We start from the raw sequence: 7,817 nt of genomic DNA on the forward strand, positions 1-7,817 counted from the left end.
CGCCGGTTTGAACAGGTGACTCGTATGAACCGCAATGGGTATTTTGATTCAATCCATGTGCTTTGCCTGCGTCCGCTGGTGGTTGGCAGTCCACGTCAGATTCGGCTGGCGACGTGTTTGTTTCCTTTGCTGCTGCTGATGGGTGCCGTGTTTTGGGTTATGGAACGTCTGTTTCCGCGGAACGACGGAACAACCGGATACTTCTTTGTTTTTCGGGCACCGGTAGAGTAATCCAGGTTGTTTTGGTGAGTGAGTCGTAAGTTAGTCATTATTCGGCATGAACGCGTCCTTTTACTGACGTCCAGCAACAGACAGAATGTCTATGTCCGACACGTGTAATTCTGATCGGGTCCCCTGGGATATCGTGGTCTGTCCTGCCTGTCGATCGGATCTGCAGACGGCGGACAAAACAGTCACCTGCCCGCAGTGCGGTACTGTCCATCCGGTTCCCTCCGCCGGCCCCGCTGATCTGCGTCTCCAAAGTGAAAAGACGGTCGTCGTGCAGCACCGTCTGGGGCGGTCACTTTTTGACGCCCATCCGCAACCTGATTTTTCACCGATATCTGTTAACCCGAATGCCACACCGGTGCTGGCCGATTCGGATCTTCCAATCCACCTCACAAAGGAACAGGCCAGCTATCTTCCACCCGCGGCCCACCCCGGGGCACTCTGTCTGGATCTGGGTTGTGGAAACGGTGAGTATCGTGCCCCCGTGGAAAAACTGGGGTACCGCTGGGTCGGTGTTGACTATGGTGATCCGGATGCTCCCGTGCATGCAGATGCTCATGCGCTTCCGTTTCCGGACAACACGTTCGATACCGTTATTTCCCTGGCGGTACTGGAACACGTGCAGTATCCCCACGTCGTTCTGCGTGAGGCATGGCGTGTCCTGAAACCAGGTGGACGAATGGTTGCCAGTGTGGCTTATCTGGTACCGTTTCACGGAGCCAGTTTCTTCAATATGACCCACTACGGAGCTTTCAGTGCCTTTCATGATGCCGGATTTGAGGTGCTGCGTGTGGCACCGGAAAAGGTCTATCTGGGAATCCGGGCGCTGTCGTTTGCCGGTTTGTTTCAGGGGGCGTCCCGCTGGCTGTGTTATGCCGCTGTCGCTCCACTGATTGTGGCTCACCGATTGTGGTGGCGATTCCGGCGTCGCAGCGCTCCTGCACAATACAGTATCGAGCAAATGTATCTGCTGACTTCCGGTGCGTTCACTATTGTTGCCAACAGACCTCGCGATACAGAAGGTCATGACTAATCGTGTGCGGGATCGTTGGCCAGTGTGAAGAGAGTGCTGCAGTCGATGCGGCCGCATTCGACAAGATGGTTGACACGCTTGCGATGCGCGGACCCGACGGTCGGGGAGTCGAACGGCTGGCCGGCGGGACCGTTGCCCTGGGGCATCGCAGACTGTCGATTATTGATCTGTCCGATGCGGGTCGACAGCCGATGTCGAATGAAGACCAGTCGGTGTGGCTGACCTTTAACGGTGAGATTTACAACTACCGGCAGCTGCGAGTCGAACTGCTCGAATACGGACATCGCTTTCAGTCTCAGTCCGATTCAGAAGTAATTGTCCACGGGTACGAACAGTGGGGAGATCGTGTTGTCGATCACCTCGAGGGGATTTTTGCTTTCGGGATCTGGGACGAAACCCGGCGGCGTCTGGTACTGGCCAGAGACCACATCGGCGTCAAACCACTGTACTACGCATCGTCAAACTCACGGTTTCTGTTTGCGTCACAGCCTCGGGCAATTTTGCAGTGTCCGGGGTTTCTGCGTTCTGTCGATCAGGCGGCGCTGCAGCACTACCTGGCTTATCGCTATGTGCCGTGGGATCAGTCAATTTTCGAAGGTATGCACAAGCTCCCCGCAGCCCATCTGTTGATTCGTGAACGAGGAGTCATTCATACGAAGCGATACTGGGAGCCCCGGTATCGCCCCGTCATTCTTGATGAAACGGAAGCTTTGGAAGCCGTGCAGGACAGCATTTGCGCAGCCGTTCAGGAACAACTTGTCAGCGATGTTCCCGTCGGTGTCTTTCTGAGTGGCGGTATTGATTCCAGCGGGATTGCGTCAATTGCAGCTGCCGAGAGCGGACAGAATCATGCGAGCTTCACAATGGGGTTTGACGAACCGGACTACGACGAGCGAATATTTGCGAGACTCGCCGCTGAGCATGCAGGGTGCCGGATACATGAAGACGTGATGAGCTGTCATCGGTTCATGACAGATTTGCCCGCTTTCATCGATTTGTATGATGAACCCTTCTTCGACTATTCCGGCCTGTTTGTGCATCTGCTGGCACGTCTGGCACGTGACAACGGCGTGTCTGTGGTGCTGGCAGGAGACGGCGGCGATGAAGTGTTTGCCGGCTATCACTGGTATGACGACCCGCATGAATGTCAGCAGCCAGCCCTGTTACAAAAATTGCAGAAGTTTGTGGGCGGGACACCACGGGGAGATCCGCTAACAAACTGGTTCCGACGGCTGTGTCAGATGAATACAGACACTCAACGTTCGCTGTTGTGTCAGCCAGGAACTTTTTCGCACCGGACACTGATGCAGCAGTTTTTTATCGATGAAATCCCAACCGTGACCGGACTGCAACTGCTGGATCTTCAGACTTTTCTGGTGGATGACATCCTGCAGAAAGTGGATCACGCGAGTATGGCCTGTGGTGTCGAGGTACGCGTTCCGTTTCTTCATCGGGCAGTAGTAGAAACAGCGTTCTCAATCCGGCACGACCTGCTGATGAAAAACGGAGAACGTAAATCTTTGTTGAAAAAAGCTCTCAAAAAATGGGTGCCTCCTGCGATTTTAACTGCCCGCAAAAAAGGGTTCGGTGCACCGCTGACAAACTGGATGGAATCCGGTCTCGCTGACATCGCCACTCGATTTCTGTCAGACGGAAGTCTTGTGCAGCGAAAATTGTTTTTACGGGAAGGTATTGAGCAGTTGATTCGTCGGCGTCAGGATCAGTCATTGTGGTTGGTTCTGTGCCTGGAGCTTTGGGCACGTCGCTGGCTTGAAGACCATTCTACAGATCGGATTCAGCAGGAAATTACCGGGGTCCCGGGGTTTCCTTTATAATTTTTTCATGGAACTCGTTGTCGTTTCCTCTCGCAGTCACATACTAAACAACACCAGGTGAAGATCCGGCGTCATTTCAATAATCGTTCCTTGCACGGTTTTGGGACAAATCCAGGAAGTCATCTTTCGATACCCGTATGACAGGTGAATCGTGTGGCCGGGTGAAAGCGTGGCCGGGTGACCGGCTGCGGAAAGTTTATCAATCATGACAACCACAACAGCAGTCACCTTCATTCAACGCCGGTGTCCGGTCTGCTGTGCAGAAGAGCACCGGACTCTGTTTGAGATTACGGTTCACGATTTTTCCACGGTCAACCCCACGTACCGAATAGATCAGCTGGAGCGAATGGGGATCGCCGGTGACCATTCCTGTCCGATTGCATGCTGTGAACAGTGTGGGTTTGTCTACAGCAAAGATTGTCTGGATGATCGATCCCTTTCATTTCTGTATGAACATGTTATCGATCATGAAAAGAGCCTGGCAAAGATTCACGGTCGTGAAAAACGGAAGCGACTGCTGGCCGTCTGGGCGAGACTGTTCGAACTGGCAACCGAACATCGGGATCGGTGTGATCTTGATGTGTTTGACTTTGGCTGTGGCTGGGGGGATTTTCTCAGTGTGGCCCGATCGCAGTGCATTAACGTCTGTGGTCTGGAAGCCGACAGGGTCAAAGTCGACTGGGCAGCCGGTCAGGGGCTGAATATCGTGTCCACACTGCAGGAGGTCGAAGCTCTGGCACCGTTTGATGTGGTGTACTGTGACCAGGTTCTGGAGCATCTTGATACACCTGCGGAGACAGTGAGATTTCTTTTCGGTATTCTGAAACCAGGTGGAGTTGTTTTTGTCGGTGTCCCCTGTTGTCCAAAGGTCGAAATGGACGCTGTGGCGGCTCAGTTGCGGCTTGGCAGGCAGGTCTCTAAAGATATCAACCCGTGGGAGCATCTGAACTATTTTTCGCCTGACAGTCTAGTGCGGCTCATGCAGACGACCGGATTTGAGGTACTGAATCTGAAAACAGATCAATCGCGTCTGTCGTGGCTGAGTGGTTTCAGAAAACAGCAGACAGCCGGTTCGCCGGACAGTCGGCTGGCGAGTTCAACGGATCTGTTTTGCCGAAAACCACCGGGGCACGATGCGCAGAGTCGTCGGTCGGGACAGGCTGATGAATTTCCGGAAGAACCCGGGTAATGCTGGAGAAATTTCAGGCCGTTCTTCCAAAGGTGACTGACAAACCTGTGACTGCAGGGGAATTGTGACGCATGTCGGAAACAGATGGCCTGTATTTGCGCAGTGACGTTCTCATTGTGATTCGCAGTGCCGGCGAACGAACGACACAGCTGTGTGAGTCGTTGCTCAGTCGGCAGGTGGTTCCCGAACACATTCGTACGATTCGGGAGGTGCCGTTCAGTCAGGCCGTGATTCGGACGTTTGAGCTGGGGCTGAAATTTGGACTGCCGTGGACAGTGGCGGTGGATGCCGATGTACTGGTTCACCCTCGCGCGGTGCACTCGCTGGTGGCCCTGGCCGAAGCGGGCTGTGCATCAGATTTTCGTCTGGATGTCCGACTGATTGACAAACTGTTTGGTGTTCCGAGATGCGTGGGAATGCATTTGTACCGTACCAGTCATCTTGACCAAGCCCTTTGTTTCGCAAGGGCGTGCGAGCGGGTTCACCGTCCTGAATACCACGTTGTCGAGCAGATGCGAACAGTTGGCTACACCGATTCTGAAGTCGAAGCTGTTCTGGGGCTGCATGACTTTGAACAGTTTTACGGAGATTTGTATCGCAAAGGGTTTGTGCACGCCCAAAAACATGCCGAGTTACAGGAACCACTGACACGCATGTGGAAACGGTGGTCTGTCGTAGATCCTGATTTTCAGGCGGTTCTGGCGGGCAGCAAATCCGGACGAGACACCGGGGGCACGGCTGTCACGGATGCCAGACAGTTCACCAGGTCTTTGGCGGACCTTGGCCTGAAGAATCTTTCTGAAAAGCCGCCTTTGGAAATCGATGATCCTGTGGCGCAGGATCTGGATGTTTTTATAGGAGACTTTGACTCTTCACCCGACATCGAAGAGTTTCTGCAGATTCAGGCGATGCAACACGAAACATCGACACAAAAACCGTCGGTGCTGTCCGGTTTGTTGCTTCGGGCCCGCGCAATATTGCGCATTCGGTCCCGTGCTCGTCGGCTCGCTGGCTGGATTTGGGACCGTAATTCTGTCAGCGGTCCACAGCGGCCCATATCAAGCGAGCCTTCTGAGTCTGTCTCCCGGCCGTTGGAATGGCACGAAAGAGACCGGTTGACACCGGAGTTTGAGCAGGCGGTACAGGCCTCGAGTCCGCTGGCATGTTGTCCGAATTCCCCCAGTGAGCTGCATACACTGGTGGATCATCAGCATCTGTGGACTTTTGCGCTGGGTGCGAAGTCTCTGCTGCGTTTCGTAGATAATCTGGCGATCGTTCTGCACGACGACGGCAGCCTGACTGAGGAAGACCAGGTTCTCATCAGGGAGCATATTCCCGGCTTGCGCATCATTACGCGTCAGGAGGCAGATGAGCGGATGGATCGGGTTCTTGATCCATACCCGTTCTGCCGACAGTTCCGTGAGAAAAACAGAGTGATGGCCCAGGTTTTTGACTTTCCTCAGTTCACTGCCGGCAAACGGCTGATCACGTTTGACAGTGACATCCTGTTCCATTCACGCCCGGACGAAGTCCTCGACTGGCTGACAGACGATACGGCACAGGTTCTTTTTGACGAAGAAGTGTCACCCGTTTGTCCGCAAATTCACGGTGTTGATATCACCATTCGGCAGGACATTCCCTTTGGCTTTGTCGAGACTCTTTCTGGTGGATTCGTTTGCGGATTTCCTGCAATGTACGAACTGTCTCAGATTGAAGAGTACTGCAGGTTTGTTTTAAAGAACTGTCACCAGCAACTCTATCGGTCTCAGACAATCACGGCGATGTCCGCGGCCCATTCCGTGTTTACGCCGCGATCGCTGCCTCAAACGTATCAAAACCCGCACTCGTTTGCTGCCGGACCGGTGATGCGTCACTACCGTTTTTCCAGACTTCCGCCCGCGGAGTTTTTGCGGGACGCATTCGGGATCCTCAAATGTCTTGAACAAACGGCTGATTGACCGACTTGTTGACAGTGTGTCTGGTTTTTATCTTTAATTCCGCAGACAGACTCAACAGGACATGAGTCAGGATACCGACGGCTCAGTTAAGTGTCTCCTCTTCCTCCGAACCGAAAAATCAGATCGTCGTTGGGTCCTGTTGCGGTCGCAGGATAGGTTGGCATTCCCGGTTCCCGCAGCCGGATTGTGTTAACTCCTCTCCCGAGAAATAACATTTTGGCTTTCGGGACAATCCGGCACACACCATGGTCACCGTTAGCACAACAGTGCGGCGCTGAAGTTCTGTTCAGGCTGCTCAAACACTCGCTTTTGTCCGGCGGCTGGAAAAATCTTCTGGCCGCATACAGAACGTTGCTTGTGTCTGACTTGCCGTTGGTGAGAAGGCGGGCCTGTTCGAAGCGAATCACGCGGACACCATATACTGCCAGGCGAAAAAAACACAAAAATATTTTATGTACTCAATCATTCCGGCCCGGGCCGGTGATTCACTTACAATTGTTTTCCAAAGCAGATGTCGTTCAACTATTGGGCGTCGGGCCCTCACTGATGTACCGGATTCAACCAATGAACCTTCAAATGATGACCCCACTCAACCATTGTGTGGCAGTGGCGTGTGTTTTCCTTCTGGGCACTTCCGCTGCGGTAACTGCCGCCGACTGGAATCAGTTCCGCGGGCCCAATCGGGATAATATCTCAAAGGAGACCGGACTGCTGGATCGGTGGCCGGAGGGTGGGCCGGCACGACTTTGGACGGCCACTGGTCTGGGGAAAGGTTATTCGGCGGTGTCGATCGTCAGCAATCTTGTTTATTCCATGGGCAATCGCGACGGCGGTGAATACATCGTTGCCGTGGAACGCAACACAGGAGACGTCGTCTGGAAAACTCGCAACGGTGACGAATATCACGACGGGACCGGTGACGGACCTCGTGGAACTCCGGCGGTTGCCGATGGCAGGGTTTATGGTCTGGGAGGCAACGGAGACCTGACCTGCTGCGATGCCGCCACGGGTGATGTGATCTGGCACAGGAACATTCTTAAAGACTTCGGCGGATCGAATATCACCTGGGGTATCAGTGAATCGGTGCTTGTCGATGACGGCTATGTGATTTGCACACCTGGTGGCAGTCGTGGCACTGTGGTCGCTCTGAACAAAGATTCCGGTGACACGAAATGGGCATCCCGGGTTCCTGAGTCTCCTCAGGCGGCTTACGCCTCACCCGTGGTGGCCACGATTGGCAAAGAGAAGCTGTACGTGGTTTTCACCAGCAAGGGAGTCGTGGGTATTCGGGCAACCGACGGGGAACCTTTGTGGGGCCAAAACAAGTCATCAAACGGGACCGCGAATTGTGCCACTCCACTGGTTATCGGCAAACAGGTGTTTAGCTCGTCCGACTACGGCACTGGTGCGGAACTGATTGAGGTCAACTCTCGAGGAAATAAAGTCACATCGCGAGTCGTCTACGACAACAAACACATGAAAAACCATCATGGTGGTATGGTCCACATCAATGGCCATGTCTACGGGTCCAGCAGCAATATTCTGACGTGCATTGAACTCAGGACCGGCAAACC

General features: G+C 53.8%; 6 protein-coding genes. All 6 read left to right on the forward strand.

Annotated features, from left to right (window positions below; genetic code table 11):
* Nucleotides 1-231 (forward strand): hypothetical protein (locus MK110_19585; protein MCH2213506.1); only part of this gene is annotated, 231 nt, incomplete at its 5' end.
* A 91-nt stretch (nt 232-322) separates the two neighbouring features.
* Nucleotides 323-1,261, forward strand: a complete 939-nt coding sequence (locus tag MK110_19590) for a methyltransferase domain-containing protein (protein MCH2213507.1) — start codon at nt 323-325, stop codon at nt 1,259-1,261.
* A 2-nt stretch (nt 1,262-1,263) separates the two neighbouring features.
* Entirely contained in the window at nt 1,264-3,096 is a 1,833-nt protein-coding gene (gene asnB, locus MK110_19595; protein ID MCH2213508.1) for an asparagine synthase (glutamine-hydrolyzing), read from the forward strand.
* 205 nt (nt 3,097-3,301) lie between these two features.
* Entirely contained in the window at nt 3,302-4,285 is a 984-nt protein-coding gene (locus MK110_19600) for a class I SAM-dependent methyltransferase (protein MCH2213509.1), read from the forward strand.
* Between the two features lie 71 nt (nt 4,286-4,356).
* A complete protein-coding gene (locus MK110_19605; GenBank protein MCH2213510.1) occupies nt 4,357-6,243 on the forward strand; it encodes a hypothetical protein in 1,887 nt (628 codons plus the stop codon).
* Between the two features lie 564 nt (nt 6,244-6,807).
* On the forward strand, nt 6,808-7,817 hold a 1,010-nt coding region (locus tag MK110_19610), incomplete at its 3' end, for a PQQ-like beta-propeller repeat protein (protein ID MCH2213511.1).

Source organism: Fuerstiella sp., from assembly GCA_022447225.1.
GTDB lineage: Bacteria > Planctomycetota > Planctomycetia > Planctomycetales > Planctomycetaceae > S139-18.